1 protein-coding gene and 1 pseudogene are annotated in these 3,247 nt (G+C 56.8%); both read right to left on the bottom strand.

Translation table 11 applies throughout. The features are described from left to right. Positions 1-1,930, bottom strand: a pseudogene (locus ACTTKG_RS10055) (hypothetical protein); the annotation flags it as partial. Between the two features lie 15 nt (positions 1,931-1,945). Continuing rightward, the coding region (locus ACTTKG_RS10050) for a hypothetical protein (RefSeq protein ID WP_442674063.1) at positions 1,946-3,247 on the bottom strand (1,302 nt) is incomplete at its 5' end.

Genomic DNA, 3,247 nt, shown 5'->3' with positions numbered 1-3,247 from the left:
GCCCCTCGCCGATCTGAATCGCGTGATTGAACAAATTGCATTCATTGATCCACAGATTGTAAAAATAATTGTGAATATCCAAGCGATTGATGGAAACGCGCTCGATATGCACATCCTTCACGCAATTCATCGCCGTCGCGCCCCAGTACCCCTGCACGCTGATATCATGCAGACGCAGATTCAGGCAATTCGTCGCGCGAATCACATAGCCCGACGTGCCGTTCTTGCTGCCCTCTTTCTTGCCCGCCGCATTGCAGCCCACGATATCCGACACCTCGACATTGTACGCGCCCCAGATATAGATCATCGCATTCTTAAAGCGCGTATTGTGCATCTCATTTGCATCCGGCACGATATTGAAGCCGCTGACATGTGCATTGTGGCACTTGCACCAGAGCACCGCAGCATACTTGTTCGCCGTCGTCTTGAGCCGCACATCGCAGCCCTTGAAAAAGTAATGCGTCGCCGGCAACATCGTATAGCCGCAGGCAAAATGCGAGTTCACCGTCTGCGTCGTCGCCTCATGCCCGCCATACGTCGAAACCACCGAATGGATCTCCAAGCCGCCCGGATGATTCCAGTCGTACGTGATCGGCGACGTCAAAAGCCCGTCCGTCGTATGCAAAAGCAGCTCATACCGAGGCTCCGAGTAAAGATACCCGCCATCATCGCGCACCGCATACGGATCTTCCTTCAAGAACATCAAAGCATTCTGCTGCAGCGTCGAATCGTTGCCGTTGACATTCACCGCGAAATTATCCCGCACCCATGTATCCGTCGCCTCTTTCGTCGGCTCAAACGCGAAATAATCCGCCTCATTGTCCCCCCAGAGATAAAAGCCGAACCATGTTGCATTGTCATCCTTGACCAAAAGCTCCGAACCCGACAAATCAATATTGCCGCAGCACTGGATCGGTTCATTGTTGTCCTTTCGGATAATGCCCTCATGATTTGCCACCGTCACCGTATACCGCTTGCGCTCCGTCAAAGGCTCGATCGTATACGTCTCCGACTGATAGCGGTGACACATCCTAAGCGCCTGCTCATCGTCCGCCGCACCGTCCAAGACCGCGCCGAACTGCCGATAATTCACCGTTCGATCTGTAATCATCGCATAAAGATGCTTCTTCTTGATCGTCTTGCCGTCAGCTTCATAGACCGGAATCGGATTGCCCTGTGCGTCCTTCTTCAGCACATACGCGCCCTTCTCATCCACCTCCGGCGTGCCGTCGCGCTTATAGACCAGCTCGTACTCCGTCTCACTCGTCGCCCCCAAATCAATCGCCCAGGGAAACGCTGTCCCCGACCACAGATACTTTGCGATATAGTTCGCGCCGCCCCCGTCGAAAGGACGCCTGTATCCCATCGTCTTGAACTCCGTTCCGACGCCGATGCCCTTGGTGCCGTTTTGCAAAAGATCCGCCATCGTGCCAAACGACAGCAGCCCCTTGCCGCCGACCGCGCCGCCGCCGCTGCCCGTCCCCGGCTTTTCCACCACGATCACATTCGGCGCCTTCGTGCCGCTGATACCGCCCTTGACGCAGCGCTCCAAGACCTCCCAGATCTCTTGGACGATCATCGTCAGCTTGTCCGGCATGGCCTCCACCGCAGGCAGCGGATACTTCTCCCCGAGATCCACCATCTGCGTTCTTGGCGTATTGCGGTAAATGACGATCTTCTGCCCCGCCGAAAGCGTCGGCGGCTGCTCGCTCTCCGGCTTCTCCTCGCCCGGCGCGTACCCCGGATAAAGCACCGTGCGCGTCTTCGCATCGACGAAATAATCCCCGGCAAGAAGCGTCTCGCGCTCTGCCGCTCTATCATAAATCACCACCTTGACATCCGTCACATCGGCGAACGGAAACGCAAACGGAAAGCGCCGCGTCTTGCCGTCGCCCTGATAGATCACCTTCGTCGTCAAATGGTTAATCATGTTCTCCCCTCTTTCTCATCGAGCGCCTCGCCTGCGCCTCTTGTCCTTGTGCTTCTTCGGCTTCTCCGGCGTCTCTTTCGCTCGGAGCTTCTTGTCGAACAACACGCTTCGAAGCACATTCTCCATGCTCCGATCATAGTACGGATCCTTCTCCATGCTGTCCGTCATGTACTGCAAGACCGTGAAAATGCCGTCTGCGAGCGTATTCGTCACGCCCGTACGCGCCGCCGTCACCGTGCTGATCGTCTGTGCGCCCGACTTCATGACGTCGATATAGCCGATCTCCTTCTTCGGCTTCTTGTACTTCTTGTCATTTTCGTACTGTCTGCGCCTACGAGGCGTCATCTTCTGCATCTTTCGGCGCTCCTCGGCGGCTTTTTCCTCTCGCGCCAGATCCTGCTCGCCCTTCTTTTCGATCAGCTCCATCGTCGCCTGCGCCTGCTTCAAGCCGCGCGTCACGACAGAACCAAGCTCGAAATTGCGCCCGTACGTCGTCCCATCAAAGACCTTGCTCGCCACCATCCCCGCAAAATCACGGAAAAACGACATCGTTCCCGTCGTCGTTGACAGGAGATTCTTGCCCAAGACGCGCAGGAAACGCTCCTCTTTCGGCACCTCGACCTTCTTCTTTTCGCCCGTCTTGGGATCTTTCACCGTGCGATACCTCGCGCGATCATCGTCCCCTTCAAGACCGAGCGCGAACTTCCCCATCGCCCCGAGGATGCTGACGAGGACGATGCGATAGATGAGCGAACGCGCCAGCGGCATCCAGACATCGACACGCGAAGTGCCTTCCTCGCTGTACTTGCCCTTGAAGTGCGATTCCAAGAGCGCATTGAACTGCGTATTGAAATACGAATAAAACGACGTGAACATCTTCACCGCCTCGTTTCGCGAACGCTGCAGCGCCGAAAGATCCTTCGTCTGCCCCGAGCCGATCACGTCGCGCACCGCCCCGTCAGCAGCCTGCACCGAGCGCATCTCGGCCTCTTCGATCAGCTCCGCGCCCTCTCGTATCGGCAGCGCGGCGGCGCGTTCGAGCCGATGCCCCGCCTCGTAGAACGCACGCTCTTTTTCCTTGAGCGCCTCGTTCCTTCGCTTCTTTTCATCCTCGATCTCTCTTTCCGACATCCCCGCATACGGCGATCCTTTCAGCTGCTCGGGATTCATATAGCGGCGCTCCTTGCTCTCCTCTTCCAGTCCGAACAGCTCTTTTCTGAGATCATAGACCTCCGCCCGCAGCCGTTCGACTTCTTCTTGCGCCTCTTGATATGTGCGCCTATTCTCCACATTCTCCCGATTCACCGCCGCCAAAGC

Source organism: Selenomonas sp. (genome assembly GCF_052169755.1).
Lineage (GTDB): Bacteria > Bacillota > Negativicutes > Selenomonadales > Selenomonadaceae > Selenomonas.
This window is presented reverse-complemented; position numbering and strand designations above follow the sequence as displayed.